18 protein-coding genes are annotated in these 18,439 nt (G+C 55.7%); 13 read left to right on the top strand and 5 right to left on the bottom strand.

Annotated features, from left to right (window positions below):
• Positions 1-31 precede the first annotated feature (31 nt).
• The 4 genes from ytfQ to yjfF all read left to right on the top strand — a co-directional run bounded on the left by ytfQ (position 32) and on the right by yjfF (position 4,610).
• Entirely contained in the window at positions 32-988 is a 957-nt protein-coding gene (gene ytfQ / locus SIK97_RS12095) for a galactofuranose ABC transporter, galactofuranose-binding protein YtfQ (protein WP_004098043.1), read from the top strand.
• A 110-nt stretch (positions 989-1,098) separates the two neighbouring features.
• The gene (gene ytfR / locus SIK97_RS12090) at positions 1,099-2,601 is read left to right on the top strand and encodes a galactofuranose ABC transporter, ATP-binding protein YtfR (protein WP_032747652.1); all 1,503 of its coding nucleotides are present in this window, start codon (positions 1,099-1,101) and stop codon (positions 2,599-2,601) included.
• Positions 2,602-2,611: 10 nt separating this feature from the next.
• Positions 2,612-3,637: a galactofuranose ABC transporter, ATP-binding protein YtfT gene (ytfT, locus tag SIK97_RS12085; RefSeq protein WP_014227645.1), complete on the top strand. Its 1,026-nt coding sequence runs from the start codon at positions 2,612-2,614 to the stop codon at positions 3,635-3,637.
• Entirely contained in the window at positions 3,624-4,610 is a 987-nt protein-coding gene (yjfF, locus tag SIK97_RS12080; protein WP_004098052.1) for a galactofuranose ABC transporter, permease protein YjfF, read from the top strand. The genes ytfT and yjfF overlap by 14 nt, the downstream gene beginning before the upstream one ends.
• Before the next feature lie 44 nt (positions 4,611-4,654).
• On the opposite strand, the gene fbp is transcribed toward yjfF, so the two are convergent.
• Positions 4,655-5,653, bottom strand: coding sequence for a class 1 fructose-bisphosphatase (gene fbp, locus SIK97_RS12075; RefSeq protein ID WP_004098053.1), 999 nt, complete (start codon positions 5,651-5,653; stop codon positions 4,655-4,657).
• Positions 5,654-5,828: 175 nt separating this feature from the next.
• Between fbp and mpl the strand changes: the two genes are divergently transcribed.
• Together mpl and SIK97_RS12065 are read left to right on the top strand one after the other, a co-directional pair.
• Positions 5,829-7,202: a UDP-N-acetylmuramate:L-alanyl-gamma-D-glutamyl-meso-diaminopimelate ligase gene (gene mpl / locus SIK97_RS12070; protein ID WP_004098056.1), complete on the top strand. Its 1,374-nt coding sequence runs from the start codon at positions 5,829-5,831 to the stop codon at positions 7,200-7,202.
• 64 nt (positions 7,203-7,266) lie between these two features.
• Positions 7,267-7,812, top strand: a complete 546-nt coding sequence (locus tag SIK97_RS12065; protein WP_049103800.1) for a GNAT family N-acetyltransferase — start codon at positions 7,267-7,269, stop codon at positions 7,810-7,812.
• A 415-nt stretch (positions 7,813-8,227) separates the two neighbouring features.
• On the opposite strand, the gene SIK97_RS12060 is transcribed toward SIK97_RS12065, so the two are convergent.
• From SIK97_RS12060 to yjgA, 4 genes are all read right to left on the bottom strand, one after another.
• Positions 8,228-9,436, bottom strand: a complete 1,209-nt coding sequence (locus tag SIK97_RS12060; protein WP_057173307.1) for an aldose 1-epimerase family protein — start codon at positions 9,434-9,436, stop codon at positions 8,228-8,230.
• Between the two features lie 326 nt (positions 9,437-9,762).
• Positions 9,763-10,905 (bottom strand): iron-containing alcohol dehydrogenase, encoded by a 1,143-nt coding sequence (locus tag SIK97_RS12055; protein WP_049079506.1) that lies wholly within the window; start codon positions 10,903-10,905, stop codon positions 9,763-9,765.
• A gap of 194 nt (positions 10,906-11,099) precedes the next feature.
• Complete coding sequence (locus SIK97_RS12050) at positions 11,100-12,611, bottom strand: CoA-acylating methylmalonate-semialdehyde dehydrogenase (RefSeq protein ID WP_004098061.1); 1,512 nt, start codon at positions 12,609-12,611, stop codon at positions 11,100-11,102.
• A 636-nt stretch (positions 12,612-13,247) separates the two neighbouring features.
• Positions 13,248-13,799 (bottom strand): ribosome biogenesis factor YjgA, encoded by a 552-nt coding sequence (gene yjgA / locus SIK97_RS12045; RefSeq protein ID WP_004098062.1) that lies wholly within the window; start codon positions 13,797-13,799, stop codon positions 13,248-13,250.
• Between the two features lie 94 nt (positions 13,800-13,893).
• Here yjgA and pmbA point away from each other — a divergent pair, with 94 nt between their 5' ends.
• From pmbA to SIK97_RS12010, 7 genes are all read left to right on the top strand, one after another.
• A complete protein-coding gene (pmbA, locus tag SIK97_RS12040) occupies positions 13,894-15,246 on the top strand; it encodes a metalloprotease PmbA (RefSeq protein WP_004098067.1) in 1,353 nt (450 codons plus the stop codon).
• Between the two features lie 36 nt (positions 15,247-15,282).
• Positions 15,283-15,669, top strand: a complete 387-nt coding sequence (cybC, locus tag SIK97_RS12035) for a cytochrome b562 (protein WP_009652340.1) — start codon at positions 15,283-15,285, stop codon at positions 15,667-15,669.
• A gap of 291 nt (positions 15,670-15,960) precedes the next feature.
• The gene (locus tag SIK97_RS12030; RefSeq protein WP_004098070.1) at positions 15,961-16,299 is read left to right on the top strand and encodes a PRD domain-containing protein; all 339 of its coding nucleotides are present in this window, start codon (positions 15,961-15,963) and stop codon (positions 16,297-16,299) included.
• Between the two features lie 11 nt (positions 16,300-16,310).
• Positions 16,311-16,673 carry an SFCGS family glycine-rich protein gene (locus SIK97_RS12025; RefSeq protein WP_004098072.1) on the top strand — a complete coding sequence of 121 codons (363 nt, stop codon included), beginning with the start codon at positions 16,311-16,313 and terminating at the stop codon, positions 16,671-16,673.
• A 2-nt stretch (positions 16,674-16,675) separates the two neighbouring features.
• On the top strand, positions 16,676-16,975 hold the full coding sequence (locus SIK97_RS12020) for a DUF4312 family protein (protein WP_057173306.1): 300 nt from the start codon (positions 16,676-16,678) through the stop codon (positions 16,973-16,975).
• A 21-nt stretch (positions 16,976-16,996) separates the two neighbouring features.
• Positions 16,997-17,773, top strand: coding sequence for a DUF4311 domain-containing protein (locus SIK97_RS12015; protein ID WP_004098075.1), 777 nt, complete (start codon positions 16,997-16,999; stop codon positions 17,771-17,773).
• A gap of 12 nt (positions 17,774-17,785) precedes the next feature.
• Complete coding sequence (locus SIK97_RS12010; protein WP_004098076.1) at positions 17,786-18,430, top strand: DUF4310 family protein; 645 nt, start codon at positions 17,786-17,788, stop codon at positions 18,428-18,430.
• Positions 18,431-18,439 lie beyond the last annotated feature (9 nt).

Here is an 18,439-nt window from a genome sequence, read left to right as displayed (position 1 = left end):
TAACCAACAATAACCCTACGAGGATCCTCTTATGTGGAAGCGCTTACTTCTTGTCACAGCAGTTTCCGCAGCTATGTCGTCTATGGTCATGGCTGCCCCTCTTACCGTAGGTTTTTCGCAGGTCGGTTCTGAATCCGGCTGGCGCGCGGCCGAAACTAACGTCGCGAAAGAGGAGGCCGCGAAGCGCGGCATCACTCTGAAGATTGCCGACGCGCAACAAAAACAGGAAAACCAGATTAAAGCCGTACGCTCCTTTATCGCTCAGGGCGTCGATGCCATCTTCATCGCGCCGGTCGTAGCGACCGGCTGGGAGCCGGTACTGAAAGAAGCGAAAGAGGCCAAAATCCCGGTATTCCTGCTCGACCGCTCAATTGATGTTAAAGACAAAGATCTCTACATGACCACCGTTACCGCGAACAACGTGCTGGAAGGCCAGCTGATCGGCGAGTGGCTGGTCAAAACCGTCGACGGTAAGCCGTGTAACGTTGTTGAACTGCAGGGCACCGTGGGGGCCAGCGTGGCGATTGACCGCAAGAAAGGCTTCGCTGAGGCCATTTCTAAAGCCTCTAATATCAAAATTATCCGCTCCCAGTCCGGCGACTTTACCCGCAGCAAGGGCAAAGAAGTCATGGAGAGCTTTATCAAAGCGGAAAACAACGGCAAGAACATCTGCATGGTTTACGCCCATAACGACGATATGGTGATTGGCGCCATTCAGGCGATTAAAGAGGCCGGGCTGAAGCCGGGCAAAGATATCCTCACCGGCTCTATCGACGGCGTGCCGGATATCTATAAAGCGATGATGGCCGGCGAGGCCAATGCCAGCGTCGAGCTGACGCCGAATATGGCCGGTCCGGCGTTCGATGCGCTGGAGAAATACAAAAAAGACGGCACCCTGCCTGAAAAAGTCACCATCACCAAATCGACCCTCTACCTGCCGGATACGGCGAAAGAAGAGTTAGAGAAGAAGAAAAATATGGGCTACTGAGTAGCCGAATGACAGGTTCACCGCCGCCTCCGGGATGTCCCCGGTCGCTAAAGCGCGGCTGATTTCCCTCTCCTCCCATCGGGGAGAGGGCAAAGGTGAGGGGGGAGAGCATGAACGGCGAATTACATCAGGAAATCCTTCGTACTGAAGGGCTTAGCAAATTTTTCCCCGGCGTGAAGGCGCTGGATAACGTTAATTTTAGCCTGCGCCGGGGCGAAATCATGGCTCTGTTAGGCGAAAACGGCGCGGGTAAATCCACCCTGATCAAAGCGCTGACCGGCGTCTATCATGCCGATCGCGGGGCCATCTGGCTGGAAGGGCGGGAGATCGCGCCGAAAAATACCGCTCACGCCCAGCAGCTGGGGATCGGCACCGTCTATCAGGAAGTGAACCTGCTGCCTAATATGTCGGTGGCGGACAATCTGTTTATCGGCCGCGAGCCCAGACGCTTTGGCCTGCTGCGGCGTAAAGAGATGGAAAAGCGCGCCACCGCGCTGATGGCGTCCTACGGTTTTTCTCTTGATGTCCGTGAACCGCTGAACCGCTTTTCGGTGGCGATGCAGCAGATTGTCGCGATCTGCCGGGCGATCGACCTGTCAGCAAAAGTGTTAATTCTTGATGAACCGACCGCCAGCCTGGATACCCAGGAGGTGGAGATGCTCTTTACCCTGATGCGCCAGCTGCGCGATAGCGGGGTCAGCCTGATTTTCGTCACCCACTTCCTCGACCAGGTGTATGCCGTCAGCGATCGCATCACCGTGCTGCGTAACGGCGGTTTTGTCGGCTGCCGGGAAACCCGCGAGCTGCCGCAAATTGAACTGGTGAAGATGATGCTGGGCCGTGAGCTGGAGCATAACGCCCTGCAGCGCGCGGGCCGCACCCTGCTGAGCGATAAGCCGGTGGCCGCCTTCGAAGATTTTGGCAAAAAAGGCACCATCGCACCGTTTAGTCTGCAGGTCCGTCCCGGTGAAATCGTCGGCCTGGCGGGGCTGTTAGGCTCGGGACGTACGGAAACGGCGGAGGTGATCTTTGGCATTAAACCCGCCGACAGCGGCAAAGCGTGGATCAAAGGCAAGCCGCAAACCCTGCGCTCGCCGCATCAGGCATCCTGCCTCGGGATCGGCTTCTGTCCGGAAGATCGTAAAACCGACGGCATTATCGCCGCCGCCTCGGTGCGGGAAAATATCGTTCTGGCGCTACAGGCGCAGCGCGGCTGGCTGCGGCCGATTAGTCGCCGCGAACAAAATGAGATTGCTGAACGTTTCATTCGCCAACTGGGTATTCGTACCCCCAGCGCTGAACAGCCGATTGAATTTCTCTCCGGCGGTAATCAGCAGAAGGTGCTGCTCTCCCGGTGGCTGCTGACGAAGCCGCAGTTCTTGATCCTTGATGAACCGACTCGCGGTATTGACGTTGGCGCCCACGCCGAAATCATCCGCCTGATTGAAACCCTGTGCGCCGATGGTCTGGCGCTGCTGGTCATTTCTTCAGAGCTGGAAGAGCTGGTGGGTTACGCCGATCGGGTGATTATCATGCGCGATCGCCAGCAGGTGGCGGAGCTGGCTCTGAGCGAGCTCTCCGTGCCGGCGATCATGAACGCTATTGCGGCATAAGGAGTAACCGATGATGCCTCAATCTGTTCCGAAAACCGGCCAGCCGAAACGGCGCTTTAACTGGCCAAAAGGGATGCCGCAAATTATTGCGCTGCTGCTGGTGCTGGTCGTTGACAGCCTGGTCGCCCCGCATTTCTACCAGATCGTGCTCCAGGACGGGCGACTGTTCGGCAGCCCGATAGATATTTTGAACCGCGCCGCACCGGTGGCGCTGCTGGCGATTGGCATGACGCTGGTTATCGCCACCGGCGGGATTGATCTCTCCGTCGGGGCGGTGATGGCGATTGCCGGCGCAACGGCGGCGTCAATGACCGTGGCGGGGCACAGCCTGACGGTTGTGCTGCTCGCATCGCTGGGGGCCGGCGCGCTGGCCGGGCTGTGGAACGGCATTCTGGTGGCGGTGCTGAAGATCCAGCCGTTCGTCGCCACGCTGATCCTGATGGTCGCCGGACGCGGTGTGGCGCAGCTGATCACCTCCGGGCAGATCGTGACCTTTGACTCTCCGCATCTGGCGTGGCTCGGCAGCGGATCGCTACTGCTGTTCCCGACGCCGGTGATTATCGCTATCGTGACGCTGGTGCTGTTCTGGCTGTTTACCCGCAAAACCGCGCTGGGGATGTTTATCGAAGCGGTGGGGATTAACATTCGCGCGGCAAAAAACGCCGGGGTAAATACCCGCATCGTCGTGATGTTGGCCTACGTGCTGAGCGGCGTTTGCGCGGCGATTGCCGGCATTATCGTTGCGGCGGATATTCGCGGCGCGGATGCCAATAATGCCGGGCTATGGCTGGAGCTGGACGCCATCCTGGCGGTGGTTATCGGCGGCGGCTCGCTGATGGGCGGGCGCTTTAACCTGCTGCTCTCGGTCGTCGGGGCGCTGATTATCCAGGGGATGAATACCGGGATCCTGCTGTCAGGATTCCCGCCGGAGCTTAATCAGGTAGTCAAAGCGGTGGTGGTGCTGTGCGTACTGATCGTCCAGTCGCCGCGCTTTATCAGCATACTGAAGGGGATGCGCGGCCATGATAAAACGTAATTTACCGTTAATGATTACCCTCGCGGTCTTCGTACTGGGATACCTTTACTGCCTGACCCAGTTTCCCGGCTTTGCCTCGACGCGGGTGATCTGCAATATCCTGACCGACAATGCCTTTCTTGGGATCATCGCCGTCGGCATGACCTTCGTGATCCTCTCCGGCGGGATCGATCTATCGGTCGGGTCGGTGATCGCCTTTACCGGCGTATTTCTCGCTAAAGCGATCGGTTTCTGGGGGATTTCGCCGCTGGTGGCGTTTCCGCTGGTGCTGGTGATGGGCTGCGCCTTTGGCGCGTTTATGGGCCTGCTTATTGATGCGCTGAAGATCCCGGCGTTTATCATCACCCTCGCCGGGATGTTTTTCCTGCGCGGCGTCAGCTACCTGGTCTCGGAAGAGTCGATTCCCATTAATCATCCGGTGTATGACGCGCTGTCAGGACTGGCATGGACCATCCCCGGCGGTGGGCGTCTGAGCGCGATGGGGCTGCTGATGCTGCTGGTGGTGATCGGCGGAATTTTTATGGCCCACCGCACCCGCTTCGGTAATCAGGTTTATGCCATCGGCGGCAACGCGACGTCGGCGAACCTGATGGGGATTTCCACGCGGAGCACGACGATCCGCATTTATATGCTCTCTACCGGGCTGGCGACGCTGGCGGGGATCGTCTTCTCCATCTATACCCAGGCGGGCTATGCGCTGGCGGGCGTTGGCGTTGAACTGGACGCGATTGCATCGGTGGTTATCGGCGGTACGCTGTTGAGCGGTGGGGTGGGGACGGTTCTCGGCACGCTGTTTGGCGTCGCCATTCAGGGGCTGATTCAAACCTACATCAACTTCGACGGTACGCTGAGTTCATGGTGGACCAAGATCGCTATCGGTATCCTGCTGTTCATCTTTATCGCGCTGCAGCGCGGCCTGACGGTGCTGTGGGAGAATCGGCAGAGTTCGCCGGTGACAAGGGTGGGGCACTGACGGAAGGATTTCCCCTCCCGTAAGGCGGGAGGGGAAGAGGCGGGTTACGCGTCCGGGAACTCTTTAATAAAGTTTTCGACGTCTTCAACCATATGGTTGTTGCCGACGAAGAAAGAACGGCGCTGATGCAGGCTTTCCGGGATGATATCCAGAATACGCTCTTTACCATCGCTGGCCTTACCGCCCGCCTGTTCCGCAAGGAACGCCATCGGGTTGCATTCGTACAGCAGGCGCAGTTTACCGTCCGGGTGGCTGGCGGTGCTCGGATAGAGATAGATGCCGCCTTTAAGCAGGTTGCGGTGGAAATCCGCCACCAGAGAGCCGATGTAGCGTGAGGTATACGGGCGCTGGGTCTCTTTATCTTCTTCCTGGCAGTGCTTAATGTACTTCTTCACGCCCATCGGGAACTTAATGTAGTTACCTTCGTTAATCGAGTAGGTGTTGCCTTTTTCCGGGAAGCGCATGCGCTCCTGGCACAGGCAGAAGACGCCAAGGGAAGGGTCATAGGTAAAGGCGTGGACGCCGCAGCCGGTGGTGTAAACCAGCATCGTCGAGGAGCCATACACCACATAGCCCGCGGCGACCTGTCGGTTGCCCGGTTGCAGGAAATCTTCTTCGGTAACGGGGGTGCCCACCGGCGTGACGCGGCGGTAAATAGAGAAGATCGTGCCAACAGAGACGTTAACGTCGATGTTAGAAGATCCATCCAGCGGGTCCATCAGCACCACGTATTTGGCGTGTTCGCATCCTTCAAAGACGACGATCTCATCTTCTTCTTCAGAGGCGATCCCGGCAACAATATCGCGTGCTCGCAGTGCGGCTTTCAACTTTTCATTGGCAAACAGGTCGAGTTTTTGCTGAACCTCGCCCTGAACGTTTTCAGCACCGCTGGCACCCAGGATATCGACCAGGCCGGCCTTGTTGATATCGCGGTGGATGATCTTGGCGCCTAACTTTATCGCCGACAACAAAGCAGTAAGCTCGCCGGTTGCGTGAGAGAACTCGTGCTGCTTTTCGACAATAAATTCACCTAACGTTTTCATAACCCGTTCCCTGCATGTTTATGTGAAGTAAAACGAACATAACAATCTTAACAAAGAATAAAAAAAGTTCGCACTGGTGAATCGCGCCAGCAAAATACGGATTCGCCTGAAATGCATTTCTTTCCCCCCCAACATCCCGGTAAACTGTGCTTCAGATAAGAGAAGGAAATGACGAATGCGCATTCATATTTTAGGAATCTGTGGCACGTTTATGGGGGGGCTGGCGATGCTGGCGCGTTCCCTCGGTCATGAGGTAACGGGGTCGGATGCGAACGTCTATCCGCCAATGAGTACCCTGCTGGAAAACCAGGGAATTGAGTTAATTCAAGGATATGATGCCAGCCAGCTGGATCCGCAGCCGGACCTGGTGATCATCGGTAACGCAATGACGCGCGGAAACCCGTGCGTGGAAGCGGTGCTGGAAAATAATATCCCTTACATGTCCGGTCCCCAGTGGCTGCACGATTTCGTGCTGCGCGATCGCTGGGTGCTGGCGGTTGCCGGAACGCACGGAAAAACCACCACTGCCGGCATGGCGACCTGGATCCTCGAAGCCTGCGGCTACAAGCCGGGCTTTGTTATCGGCGGCGTTCCGGGCAACTTCGATGTTTCCGCGCGCCTCGGCGACAGCCCGTTCTTCGTGATTGAAGCCGATGAATACGACTGCGCTTTCTTCGATAAACGTTCCAAATTTGTTCATTACTGCCCGCGCACGTTGATTCTCAATAACCTTGAATTCGACCACGCGGACATCTTTGACGATCTAAAAGCTATCCAGAAGCAATTTCATCATCTGGTGCGTATTGTGCCGGGCAAAGGCAAGATTATCCTGCCGGAGAACGACATCAATCTGAAGCAGACGATGGCGATGGGCTGCTGGAGCGAGCAGGAGCTGGTTGGCGAACAGGGGCACTGGCAGGCGAAAAAGCTCACCACCGATGCTTCCTCCTGGGAAGTGTGGCTGGACGGCGAGAAAGTCGGCGAAGTGAAGTGGGCGCTGGTCGGCGAGCATAATATGCATAACGGCCTGATGGCCATCGCCGCCGCCCGGCATGTCGGCGTGCTGCCTGCCGATGCGGCCAACGCGCTGGGCAGCTTTATCAACGCCCGCCGCCGTCTGGAGCTGCGCGGCGAAGCCAACGGCGTGACCGTATACGATGATTTCGCCCACCACCCGACGGCGATTCTGGCGACCCTGCAGGCGCTACGCGGCAAAGTTGGCGGTACCGCGCGTATTCTTGCCGTGCTTGAACCCCGTTCTAACACCATGAAAATGGGCATTTGCAAAGACGACCTGGCGCCGTCTCTCGGTCGCGCGGACGAGGTCTTCCTGCTGCAGCCGCAGCATATCCCGTGGCAGGTTGCTGAAGTGGCTGACGCTTGCGTACAGCCTGCGCACTGGAGCGCCGATGTCGATGCGCTGGTGGATATGATTGTTAAAACCGCCCATCCTGGCGACCACATTCTGGTGATGAGCAACGGTGGATTTGGCGGCATTCATCAGAAGCTGCTCGATAAGCTGGCGAAAAAAGCCGAGGCGGCCGAGTAGGCTATTCTCCTCGTTTATCCGCCCTCCGCGTGAGGGCGGATAGTTTTTGTAGCCAGGAGGGTTCATGTTGAATTCAGAAAGAGTGACCTCTACCGATTCCTCGCATTTTCCCCCGCTTGACGCACTGTACGGCAGGGCCTTTCCGTGGCACGAGCAGCGTGAAATCGAGGCTAAACAGCAGGCGCTTGATAATCCGCATTATGAACTGGAAGCCTGGTTCGATGATGGCCAGTTTATTGGCCTGAGCGGCTGCTGGCGGTTTGCTGACTATCGCTACGTTGAACATCTGGCCATCGACGATACCTTGCGATCGCGCGGCTACGGCAAGCGGCTGTTAGCTGAAATACTTCAGCGCGCGCCGCTGACCGTTCTGGAAATCGATCCGCTGACCAGCGAAGTTGCCCATAAGCGCCTGCGCTTTTATCAAACCATGGGCTTTTGCGCGAATCCCTGGGCTCATCGCCATCCGACCTATCATCAGGGCATCGCCGATCATGAACTGATCGTGTTGAGCTATCCGCAGCCGATTAATGAGGCGCAGTACCAGCGCTTTGCGCAGGATTTGCGTTTGGTGGTCATGGAGCAGGCTGGCGCGGTCAAGGTTTTGTAGCCCGGACAAGGCGCGTCAAGCGCCGCCTCCGGGAAGCAGCCCGCAATGCCACCTCCGCTTTTTTCCCCGGCTCGCGCTGCGCTTAGCCGGGCTACGGGTTCAGCGCCGTCTGCGGGCCGGTAGCCCGGACAAGGCGCGTCAAGCGCCGCCTCCGGGAAGCAGCGCGCAATGTCATCTCCGCTTTTTTCCCGGCTCACGCTGCGCTTAGCCGGGCTACGGGTTCAGCGCCGTCTGCTGGCCGGTAGTCCGGACAAGGCGCGTCAAGCGCCGCCTCCGGGAAGCCGCGCGCAATGTCATCTCCGCTTTTTTCCCGGCTCGCGCTGTGCTTAGCCGGGCTACGGGTTTACCGTCGTCTGCGGGCCGGTAGCCCGGGTCAGGCGTTACGCCGCAACCCGGGATGGGCTCAAAGCTTACGCTACTCCTTCGCGATAGGCGTTTCGTCTTCCGCTACTTTGGTATCGCCCTGAATGGCAGCGATTTTCTTCTCCACGTCGGCAACCTGCTCGCTGCTGTGCAGCAGCGTATAGGTCAGATCAAACTGGGTGCTTGCCCCGGGCTGAAGCTGCTTAACGCGTTTTTGCTCGCGCTCGATGGTTACCGGATAGGCGTAGCTGGTACCCGGCTCAATACCGGTCACGTAACCCTGTTTCTCGGTATCGGTGTTTTTCCACAGCGTCAGCACTGGCAGCTGGCGGGTATCAAACTGAATCGATGCCCCTTTGTCGCCGGCTTTGTTGACCACGGCGGCCAGCGTTTGATGATTTTCGTCCGCCAGCGGCTGCATGTTAAACACCATTTCATCGAAATCTTTGGTTGGACCGGCGTAGGTTTGCCAGGTTTTTAAGCCGGCTTTGGCGTAGTCATTGAACGGGCTGATGCTGGCGATCGGCGCCATAAAGCGGGCCCCCTCTTCGAGGATCGGCTTGCCAAAGTTGCTGTGATAGATAATCTGATAGTCATGCGGATAGTCAGCATGGTTGGTTAAGACATCGTGCAGGCTGAAGCTGTTGCTGCCGGGTACATAGCGCAGCTCGGCCATGGTCTGCAGATCCGCTTTCTTAAACGTGCTCTCCTTCACCAGCCCGCGAACGCGAATTTCATACGGCGCGGTGTCCGCGACTTCCACTTCCACCTGTGAAGCCGGCGTGTTGCCGACTTTACCGTGCAGGGTATAAATCTGCCCGTCTGCGGTTACCGGGTGGCCGGTCCATTCATAGCCGCAGCGCACCATCATTTCATTGAAGCCTTCCAGCCAGCCCAGCCCGTTGCGGCTTTCGAGGTTAATAAAGGCCGGGTTGACCACCTCTTTTACCGGTGAGTCCCAGCCCATCCGTGAACCAAAACCTTCGATTTTCAGCAGATTCATGCCGCGAGTCGGGCTCAGGGTAATCGTCAGGCCGTCTTTGCTGTGGATCACGAGGATTTTGCTGCCTTCCTGTTTCCCGCCGTGAAGGACTTTTTGCTCAATGCTGAAGTTATGATCTTTTATCTTCAGCTGGTCGCTGGTTATCTGCCAGTTTCCTTTATCCATACCGCTTTCAGCGCTTGTCAGCACCCATGTTTTCGCGACTACAGGCCCAGAAACAAGCATAGCGATTGCTGTTAAAGCTAATGTTTTTTTCATTTTTTAACCCTTTTGCTGAATCGATTGTGTTGCTGATGCAGGGAATTTAGTTGTAAGTGGATTATGAAAATGTGAAGTGTCTCACCTGGTGAGAAAATGGCCGTTTTTATATTTTTAAATGAGATTTAAATCGCTTTTTTTAAGTAATTATAAAAGTTGTTGCTAAAAAAATGTGAATCAAGATGATTTTAGATTTAACGATTCAGCTATTACTGGCTACGGCTATGATGAAGCCTTTAGAAACGACAGGGCCGCCGGGCTTTGGTGGCCCAGGCGGCCCTGGTTGAAGCGGTTTTACCGTGTAAAAAAACGCAGCGGGGAGATTATCAAGCGCCGTAGAACGCTTTGGTATAGAGCCCTTTGACATCCTGAACGGACGGATAGTTAGGATTCGTTAATGTGCAGGGATCGTCAACGGCATGGTGACTCATTCTGTCGAGGACGTTCACAAAGGTGATTTCATTGATTTCAACTTCGCCGCACTGGCTTAGCGTTTTCGGCACGCCCAGACGTTGATTCAGCGCGTTGATAGCTTCAATCAGGTTTTTGATGCCTAACGCCGCTTCCAGCTGACGATATTTTTTGGTGAACTTCGCATTATATTGAATGATATAAGGCAGCATAATCGCGTTTGCCAGACCGTGGGTAATACCAAACTCGCCGCCAATCTTGTGCGCCATTGAATGAACTAACCCCAGCGAGGCGTTGGTGAAGGCGATTCCCGCCAGCGCAGAAGCATTGTGCATATGCATGCGGGCGTTTAAATCATCAGGTGAGCGCCAGGCGATTTCCAGATACGTAAACACCAGCCGAATCGCTTCTACCGCATAGGGGTCAGTAAACGAGTTGGCCGCGGTGGACACATAGGCTTCAATGGCGTGGGTCAGAACGTCCATTCCGGTATGAACGGTAACGTGCGGCGGCATTTTTGCCGGAATGGTGGGGTCGAGAATGGCGATATCCGGTACCAGATCGGCGGCAACAATCGGGTATTTGATATGATTTGCCGTGTCGGTGATCACCGAAAATGCGGTGATCTCAGAGGCGCTGCCGCTGGTGGAAGGGATCGCCACAAATCGGGCTTTATTGCGTAGCGCCGGCATGGAACCGACCGGAAGAATATCCTCGAACTTCAGCTGCGGATGCTCGTAGAAACACCACATTACTTTTGCGGCATCAAGCGCGGAGCCGCCGCCAATCGCCACTATCCAGTCCGGTCCAAAAGCCTGCATCGCTTTTGCGCCGCGCCAGACGGTTTTAATGGACGGATTGGGTTCGACATTATCGATAATAATGCACTCCATACCCGCTTTATTAAGTTCGCTGACGGCTTTATCCAGAAAGCCAAAACGCTTCATGGAACTTCCGCCAGTGACTAACGCGGCTTTTTTGCCGCTCAGGGTGGAAAGATGTTCTAAAGCATTTTCGCCATAAATAATACTGCGAGGAATTGAGAAGGCCTGGGTCATAGGAAACTCCATTTAATATTAAGGATTTTTTTAGTGTGCATTCGTCATTTACGATTCAGCGACACGTGCAGAGTAAAAAAATCGAATTAATGCTCCAGATATTGCCGAAGCAATATCTGGAGGGAGTTGACCGTCATACTTCGAGCGGCTGGTGCGTTGACTGCAACTTGAATTATTTGGGGTATTAGCGGCGTTTAAATCGTACCGTCCCAGGAGTCGACTTTTTCGCGTTTCGCTTCCTCTTCATCAAACCAGCGCGAGGTCACGCATTTTGATTCGGTGTAGAAACGGACGCCGTCTTTGCCCAGGCAGTGCAGGTCGCCGAAGAAGGACTGCTTATGGCCTGAGAACGGGAATACGCCGACCGGCACCGGAATACCGACGTTGATACCGACCATGCCGCCGTGGGTGCGTTTCTGGAATTCGCGAGCGTAGTAGCCGCTTTGGGTGAAAATAACCGAGCCGTTGGCAAACGGGTTATTGTTCATAAGTTGCAGACCTTCTTCGAAGGTTTTGACCCGCTTAAAGCACAGCACCGGCCCGAAAATTTCCTGCGTGCCGACGCTCATCTCTTCGGTTACGCGATCCAGGATGGTTGGCCCGACGTAGAAGCCATTTTCCTGGCCCGGCACCTGAATAGCGCGACCGTCGAGCACCAGCTTTGCCCCCTCCTCAATGCCTTTATTAATCCAGTTGATGACCGATTGCTTATGATCTTTAGAAATCACCGGACCCATATCGGTATCGCGCAGATAGCCGGGGCCGATTTTCAGCTGTTTGGCTTTCTCGACGACGGCGGCAATCAGCTTATCAGCGATCTCTTCCTGCACCACGACAACCGGCAGCGCCATGCAGCGTTCGCCCGCGCAGCCAAACGCGGCGTTGATAATCCCCGCTGCGGTACGGTTAATTGGCGCATCGGCCAGCACCAGGGCATGGTTTTTCGCTTCGCACAGCGCCTGAACGCGCTTGCCGTGAGCGGCGGCTTTGGAGTAAACGTGCAGACCCACGGAGGTTGAGCCGACGAAGGAGACGCCGTTGACGTCCGGGTGGGTCAGCAAGATATCGGCTTCATTGCGTGAGCAGGTCACGACGTTAATCACCCCATCCGGCACCCCTGCTTCCTGATAGAGTTTGGTGATTTCCATACAGGTCATCGGCGTCATACTGGCCGCTTTAATCACCATGGTATTACCGGAGGCGACGCATAATGGCGCCATCCATCCCATCGGGATCATTGCCGGGAAGTTAAACGGCACAATACCGGCGAACACGCCAATTGGCTCACGATAAAGGTTGGTGTCGATCCCGGCAGAGGCGTCCATCAGGTTTTCACCGGCCATGAGAGTGGGAATCGAGCAGGCAAGCTCGGTACCTTCTTTCGCTTTTAATACATCGCCCTGGGCGTCGCCCCAGGCTTTACCGTTTTCTTTTGCCACCAGCTCGGTTAAGCGGTCCTGATGCTGGATTAATAATTCGCGAACGCGGAACATAATTTGCGAGCGTTTAATGGCCGGCGTATCTGACCACGCCGGAAAGGCTTTGCGCGCCGCGGCAACGGCATCCAGCACTTCTTGCTCGGTGCAGCAGGGGGCCTGAGCCATGACTTCCCCGGTACTTGGGTTATAGACGTCCATATAGCGTTCGGTCTGCGATACGCGCCATTGACCATCAACGAAATATTTCAGCCTTGGTACAGTAGTCATATTTTTCTCCATGATGATAGCTGTCGACTCTCTAAAATCTGGCTCCGGTCGGCGGCAAATAACCGACCGCCGGGTTAGCCCCTCTCGTGAAAAGTGAATTCCTGCTTCTTGCCGGACGATGGCCTCCGCTGGGCGATTCACCTGCGGCGGTGCGGATGATTTTGTCGACTTTCTGCTGAGGAAAGCCTGCAGACGCCAGGTTTTAATGAACAGAACTCACTGGCCAAAAATACGCGCACGCACCGTTTCGGTTCTCGTACTTTAATGAAATTTATTTTTCATTATTATGATGTATGAAATATCAAAACCGTTTTGAGAGGTGGATCAAAGATAAGCAAACTGCTGATAAAGTCAGCGCCCTAAAGGCAGGGTTATATTGTTTTATTTAATAAAGTTAACAGGTTGTGTTGATGGCACTGGCGTTGATGGCGAGGGGAGATTGCCAGCCGGATTGCAATGGAACGGCTTTCTTGTGAAATAAAAGTTAAATATAAGCGCGAAATCGAATGAAAATGAAAAATTAAAACCGATTTAAATGCAGGGAAAATTCGAATTGACCATTGTCCATGGCATTGCGTTCGAGGGAGTGGGTCGCCCGGATCGGGCAACAGCCGTAATCCGGGGAGTCATACAGAATTAGCCTTCGCTTTCGGCCAGTTCGCGCAGGTACTGGAAGATAAGACGCGCGGACTTCGGCGGCTTGTTGCCTTCTTTCTCTTTTTTGGCGTTGCGGATCAGCGAACGCAGCTGCTGACGATCGGCATCTGGCCACAGGTTCAGCACTTCAGCCACGGCATCATCACCATTATCAATCAGACGATCGCGGATCTGCTCAAGTTTATGGAACAGCGCAACCTGCTGGTTGTGGCGGTTCTTCAGCTTGTCCAGCGCCTGACGAATCGGCTCGACGTCGCGGCTGCGCAGCATTTTACCAATCAGCTGCATCTGGCGGCGGCGGCCTTCTTTCTTGATACGCTGGGCGAGTTCAATCGCGTCGCGCAGGTCGGTATCCAGCGGGATTTTATCGAGCGCGTTTTTACCCAGCTCGACCATTTCCGCGCCAAGACGCTTCAGTTCTTCGGCGTCACGCTTAATTTCACTTTTACTGACCCAGATAATTTCATCGTCTTCATCTTCGACGTCATCACCAGGGACGTCGTCGAGCCAGTCTTCGGGCTGCTTTGTCATCTCAGGCTCCTTAAAAAAGAGACTAATGTTACCAGTTAAGGCGCGCACTGAAAAACGGTTCTCTGTTAGACTTCAGTTAACTCCTTCTTACATTATGGCATTAGCGATGAAAGTCATCTCTCAAGTTGCACAACAGCGTAAGACGCTGGAAGAGGCCGTGACCACGGCGCTGGAACTGGCGGCAGGCAAATCCGACGGCGCGGAAGTCTCCGTCAGTAAAACTACCGGTATCGGCGTGAGCACCCGCTACGGCGAAGTGGAGAACGTAGAATTCAACAGCGATGGTGCTCTCGGCATCACCGTTTATCACCAGAATCGCAAAGGCAGCGCGTCTTCGACCGATCTCAGCCCGCAGGCTATTGCCCGCACGGTGCAGGCGGCGCTGGATATCGCCCGCTATACCTCGCCGGACCCGTGCGCGGGCGTGGCGGATAAAGAACTGCTGGCTTTTGAAGCCCCGGACCTTGACCTGTTCCATCCGGCGGAAGTTTCCCCGGATGAAGCCATCGAGCTGGCCTCCCGCGCTGAACAGGCGGCGCTAAAAGCCGATAAACGCATCAGCAATACCGAAGGCGGCAGCTTTAACAGCCACTACGGCATTAAAGTGTTCGGCAACAGCCACGGCATGCTGCAGAGCTACTGCTCTACCCGCCACTCGCTCTCCAGCTGCGTGATTGCCGAAGAGAATGGCGATATGGAGCGCGATTACGCTTACACCATCGGACGGGCGATAGACGACCTGCAATCGCCGGAGTGGGTTGGCGAAGAGTGCGCCCGCCGCACCCTGTCGCGCCTGGCCCCGCGTAAGCTATCGACGATGAAAGCGCCGGTGATTTTCGCCAACGAAGTCGCTACCGGTCTGTTTGGCCATCTGGTCGGGGCGATCGCCGGCGGTTCGGTTTACCGTAAATCCACCTTCCTGCTTGATGCGCTGGGTAGCCAGATCCTGCCGGACTGGCTGACCATTGAAGAGCATCCGCACCTGCTGAAAGGTCTGGCTTCGACGCCGTTTGATAGCGAAGGCGTCCGTACGGAACGCCGGGATATCATTAAAGACGGCGTACTGACCCAGTGGCTGTTGACCAACTACTCGGCGCGCAAGCTGGGATTGAAGAGCACTGGCCACGCGGGCGGTATTCATAACTGGCGAATTAACGGCCGCGGCCTGAGTTTTGCAAAGTTGCTTAAAGAGATGGGGACCGGTCTTGTCGTCACGGAACTGATGGGGCAGGGTGTAAGCGGCGTCACCGGCGACTACTCACGCGGCGCATCCGGCTTCTGGGTAGAAAACGGCGAAATTCAGTATCCGGTCAGTGAGATAACCATTGCAGGAAATCTGAAAGATATGTGGCGTAATATCGTGACCATCGGCGACGATATCGAAACGCGCAGCAACATTCAGTGCGGTTCCGTACTGCTGCCGGAGATGAAGATCGCCGGGCAATAACACTTGTGTGCTTAATAATAAAAAAGGAAGTGAGCAATGCGTAAAAAACTGTTAGCGATGCTGGCCGTATCGGCTTTTGCGCTTGGTTCGGCATCGGCTTTCGCCGATCTGGGCGAAGATATGGATACCCTTGCTGAGAACCTGCAAGTGGTGCAGAAAACTTCAGATGCCGGCGAGCTGAAAGCGGCGCTGAATAAGATGCGCACAGCGGCGGTTGACGCCCAGAAAGAGACGCCGCCGAAGCTGGAAGGTAAAGCGGCGGACAGCGCGGAAATGAAAGACTATCGTCACGGTTTCGATGTGCTGATCGGCCAGATTGACGGCGCGCTGAAGCTGGCTGATGAAGGCAAAGTCAAAGAAGCCCAGGCCGCAGCGGAAGAGTTTAAAACCACCCGCAATACATACCATAAGAAGTACCGTTAATTTCTCTTTGTGGGGAGGCGTCAGCCGATGCCTCCCACATTCTGTTAATTCAAAACTCCATCACCGTCACATTTTTCGCTTTTCCTGCATGCCGGTTTTCGCCACCATGACACCGATGATCTTGTGATGTTCATCACGAGAATTGGTTGGGGCGAATACATCCACAATAACTATGTGAAATAGATCACGCCTGCCTTCTTCCTTTCCACTTCGAAGTGGAAAACAACTCGCTACAAACTCTTTGCCCCCGGCATTAGTGTTATCCCCAGAGACATCAACGGGGTAATTCAAGTGAATAACGGAGCGGTAACACACGTCCCAGAGGAGCAGGCCACGCTAACCGAACAGCTGGCCGACAAGATGCTGCAGCAGGTTTTCGCACTATTAAGCCGCCGCAACATCGTCCCCAACGACGTTCAGGAGCAAATGCTGACTTCCCACGTTCGGGCGATGGCCCATCGGTCAATCAGCGGCGAGCCGCTGCCGGAAGTGGATGCCAGCCTGTTCGAAGAGATCTCAGAAGATTCAATGATGCTGGCCCGCGAAGTGGTCGCGCAGTTCGGCAATCTGCCAGATGAAGAAGCCTGGCTGCTGTCCGTCCACTTCGAAGTCGCGAAAGATAACCTGTAAGGAGCACACAAATGGAACAAATCACCGTTGTTATTGGCGATCGCCTGGGTAAAGGACAAAAAGTTGCCGCAGGTGCGGAAAAAGCCGGCGCTCGCGCCGTGGTCGTGCCGGGCGTTGCCGCGGATATGAAGCTGGGCGACATGATGAAGGCGGAAAACGCCACCTTCGGTATCTCTTTCTGCGGCAGCGGCGGCGCAGGGGCGATCACCGCGCAGAATAAGCACGGATACAAGGCGAAATATGGCATGCGTTCCGTTGATGAAGGCGTCACCGCGATCAACGAAGGCTACAACGTACTGGGCTTCGGCTTTATGGATAAAGAAGAGCTGGGTGAACGCCTGGTTGAGGCCTGGAAGAAGAAGTACGGCGCGTGAGCATGAAAGAGCAATTCACCACCACGGTGAGCGTTACCGGCAAAGGCGAGAGCAAAACGCGCGCTTTTGCCGATGCCCTGAACCATGTCCAGGCGGCGGTGATGAAAACGTCGCCGCACATCTTACTGCGTATTGAACCACAGGACGTGGAGGTTGTTCATGCGCGTGAAGCGGTACGGAAAGAGGCCTTTTTATTCTTCTTTTTGCGCCGTGAGCGACGAACCTACAGCGTGGAGCTGAAGGTCACCGTCACCGTGACCGCCATTAATCTCGATAAAGTGGATTTCGTCACGAAAACCTGATTTTCACCAAAGGGTCAGACTATGTTCCTGATAATTTTAATAAAATCGCTCATCATCGGCGGCCTGGTTGGCGTCGGCGTAGGCGCCGGAGCGGCACGCATGTTTCATGCGCCCACCACGCAGGGGATGGGGGCGTTTCGTACCTTGGGCGAGCTGAATTCATGTGAAGGCGATCCGGCTTCCCACTTCTCATTTGGCCTGGGCTTCTTCTTCAACGCCTGGGCCTCTTCCGTCGCGGCAGGCTCCTTCACTCAGGACGTTGACCACCGCATTATCCCCAACTGGGGGGCGGCAGCGCTGATGATTAAAAACCGCAACGTCGGCGAGACGCTGCACGATCCGAAAAAGATGGCCATCGCCTGCGGCATTATCGGCATGATCGTGGTCGCTTTCCTCAACCTCACCGCCTCTTCTGTACCGGAAGCGCTGCAGGTGACGGCGGTTAAAGTGCTGGTTCCGGCGGCAAACCTGCTGGTGAATACGGTGATGCCGGTCATCTTCTGGCTGGCGGCGATTGATGCCGGTAAAAAATCGGGCTTCTGGGCGACGATTTTCGGCGGCGCGGCGCAGCTGATTATGGGTAACGCCGTTCCGGGCCTGGTGCTGGGCATCCTGATCGGGAAAGGCGTTGAAGAGAGCGGCTGGCACCGCGTCACCAAGGTGATGATGGTGGCGATCGTCGCGCTGTTCGTTCTGAGCGGCTTCTTCCGCGGTTTCGACATGAAGATGATTGAATCCTTCCATCTGACCGTGCCGAACTGGCTGGAACTGATCCACAACTCGCTCAGCGGTAAATAACAGGAGCCTCTCATGGAACAAAATAAAGGTTTTTGGTATGCCGACTGGTCGTTCCCGATCTTTGTTGGCCTGCTCTCCGCCGGCGTCTTTGCCGGGACGCATATGTACTACCTCTACGGCATCGGCGCGTTTAACGAAGTCGCCTTCGTGGCGATGCTGAAAGCGGGAATTGATACCGGGGCCTACGGCGCGGTAGCGGCGTTCGGCGCCAGCTTCCTGTTCGCGCGTATTATCGAAGGCTCGCTGGTGGGGATTCTGGATATCGGCGGGGCGATTCAGACCGGCGTCGGCTTAGGCGTTCCGGCGCTGCTGCTCGGCGCGGGCTTTGTTTTCCCGGTCGCCAACTTTGCCGCCTCGCTGGTCACCGGCCTGGTGCTGGGCCTCGCGATTGGCTACATCATCATCCTGGCGCGTAAATTCACCATCAACCAGAGCGATTCCACCTACGGTGCGGACGTCATGATGGGGGCCGGTAACGCCTCAGGCCGTTTCCTCGGACCGTTGATTATCCTCAGCGCCATGACCGCTTCTATTCCTATCGGCATCGGTTCCCTGGCGGGCGCGCTGCTGTTCTACATCTGGCAGAAGCCTATCACCGGCGGCGCGATCCTTGGCGCCATGCTTCTTGGGTCAATCTTCCCGGTGGCGATTAGTTAAGTCCTGCGG

The organism is Klebsiella sp. JN_Kp126 (assembly GCF_033843325.1).
In the GTDB taxonomy this organism is placed as follows: Bacteria; Pseudomonadota; Gammaproteobacteria; order Enterobacterales; family Enterobacteriaceae; genus Klebsiella; species Klebsiella michiganensis.
Note: the sequence above shows the minus strand (reverse complement) of the source record. Positions and strands in the feature narration are given on the sequence as shown.

What these genes read in the sequence shown, in the direction of transcription:
- ytfQ (WP_004098043.1), top strand. Translation starts at nt 32, where the DNA reads ATGTGGAAGCGCTTACTTCTTGTCACAGCAGTTTCCGCAGCTATGTCG.
- ytfR (WP_032747652.1), top strand. Translation starts at nt 1,099, where the DNA reads ATGAACGGCGAATTACATCAGGAAATCCTTCGTACTGAAGGGCTTAGC.
- ytfT (WP_014227645.1), top strand. Translation starts at nt 2,612, where the DNA reads ATGATGCCTCAATCTGTTCCGAAAACCGGCCAGCCGAAACGGCGCTTT.
- yjfF (WP_004098052.1), top strand. Translation starts at nt 3,624, where the DNA reads ATGATAAAACGTAATTTACCGTTAATGATTACCCTCGCGGTCTTCGTA.
- fbp (WP_004098053.1), bottom strand. Translation starts at nt 5,653, where the DNA reads ATGAAAACGTTAGGTGAATTTATTGTCGAAAAGCAGCACGAGTTCTCT.
- mpl (WP_004098056.1), top strand. Translation starts at nt 5,829, where the DNA reads ATGCGCATTCATATTTTAGGAATCTGTGGCACGTTTATGGGGGGGCTG.
- SIK97_RS12065 (WP_049103800.1), top strand. Translation starts at nt 7,267, where the DNA reads ATGTTGAATTCAGAAAGAGTGACCTCTACCGATTCCTCGCATTTTCCC.
- SIK97_RS12060 (WP_057173307.1), bottom strand. Translation starts at nt 9,436, where the DNA reads ATGAAAAAAACATTAGCTTTAACAGCAATCGCTATGCTTGTTTCTGGG.
- SIK97_RS12055 (WP_049079506.1), bottom strand. Translation starts at nt 10,905, where the DNA reads ATGACCCAGGCCTTCTCAATTCCTCGCAGTATTATTTATGGCGAAAAT.
- SIK97_RS12050 (WP_004098061.1), bottom strand. Translation starts at nt 12,611, where the DNA reads ATGACTACTGTACCAAGGCTGAAATATTTCGTTGATGGTCAATGGCGC.
- yjgA (WP_004098062.1), bottom strand. Translation starts at nt 13,799, where the DNA reads ATGACAAAGCAGCCCGAAGACTGGCTCGACGACGTCCCTGGTGATGAC.
- pmbA (WP_004098067.1), top strand. Translation starts at nt 13,894, where the DNA reads ATGGCATTAGCGATGAAAGTCATCTCTCAAGTTGCACAACAGCGTAAG.
- cybC (WP_009652340.1), top strand. Translation starts at nt 15,283, where the DNA reads ATGCGTAAAAAACTGTTAGCGATGCTGGCCGTATCGGCTTTTGCGCTT.
- SIK97_RS12025 (WP_004098072.1), top strand. Translation starts at nt 16,311, where the DNA reads ATGGAACAAATCACCGTTGTTATTGGCGATCGCCTGGGTAAAGGACAA.
- SIK97_RS12020 (WP_057173306.1), top strand. Translation starts at nt 16,676, where the DNA reads ATGAAAGAGCAATTCACCACCACGGTGAGCGTTACCGGCAAAGGCGAG.
- SIK97_RS12015 (WP_004098075.1), top strand. Translation starts at nt 16,997, where the DNA reads ATGTTCCTGATAATTTTAATAAAATCGCTCATCATCGGCGGCCTGGTT.
- SIK97_RS12010 (WP_004098076.1), top strand. Translation starts at nt 17,786, where the DNA reads ATGGAACAAAATAAAGGTTTTTGGTATGCCGACTGGTCGTTCCCGATC.